Origin of the sequence: Arsenophonus sp. ENCA, from assembly GCF_002287155.1 — a bacterium.
Classification (GTDB): Bacteria; Pseudomonadota; Gammaproteobacteria; order Enterobacterales; family Enterobacteriaceae; genus Arsenophonus; species Arsenophonus nilaparvatae.
Map to the genome: position 1 here is coordinate 1 of NZ_NHNG01000771.1, position 695 is coordinate 695.

Annotated in this window: 2 protein-coding genes; both read right to left on the reverse strand. The window is 39.3% G+C overall.

All coding sequences use genetic code 11. The annotated features are described in order from the left end of the window. Nucleotides 1–423 (reverse strand): transposase family protein (locus CBG25_RS19895; RefSeq protein WP_290608807.1); only part of this gene is annotated, 423 nt, incomplete at its 3' end. A gap of 96 nt (nucleotides 424–519) precedes the next feature. Beyond that, nucleotides 520–678 (reverse strand): hypothetical protein, encoded by a 159-nt coding sequence (locus CBG25_RS21585; RefSeq protein WP_366212646.1) that lies wholly within the window; start codon nucleotides 676–678, stop codon nucleotides 520–522. Between the last annotated feature and the right edge of the window lie 17 nt (nucleotides 679–695).

A 695-nucleotide genomic window follows, 5' to 3' on the forward strand; every position in this document is an offset into this window, starting at 1 on the left:
GACGTCTTTAACTCCAGGAAAGGCGCGAAAAAATTCCTCAGCAGAGCGAATTTGACGAGCGGGCAAAACACATTCTCGCCCCAAGGTCATCTCTAAAACCGGCAATAATATTTTTACCCAGCGACATGCCCGTGTTCTATCTAAACCAAAAAGAAGTCCTTGCAAATCATAGGTCGGATAACATTTTAAATACAATAAAATAAAAAGCAGTTTATCTAATGGGGTTGGGATAAATCCTTTCTGCCCTGCACCCATCTGCCGCTCGTGAGCTTTTCGATTCTTTTTCCGATAAATCAAATAACAAGCTGAAAATTCAGCGGCTAAATTTTTCAATTCTTCGACTGATAATCCAATGATTGCTTTACATAAACGATTATCTCGTAACAACTGCTCTATCGAATCTGAAACGAAAATTGCTGCCAAGAAATTGGCTTCTCAACATATCTTTGAAACTGACGGTGCTAATTAAGCGTGTTGCTTAATAGTGAAATAAGGGTATTTCGGTGATTGAAGTAAATTTTAGGCTGTTCTGAGATGGAAATTCCAAAGACCGGCACTAAGGAGTAAAAAGGTATCATCAATAAAGGGTCTACGATTCCGTAAAATTTGGGTCATACAACCGAAGCGCTTGATACCCGCGATGGCGTGTTCAACCGTAATACGGATGCCCGAGATTATTTTATTTTCTTGTTTTT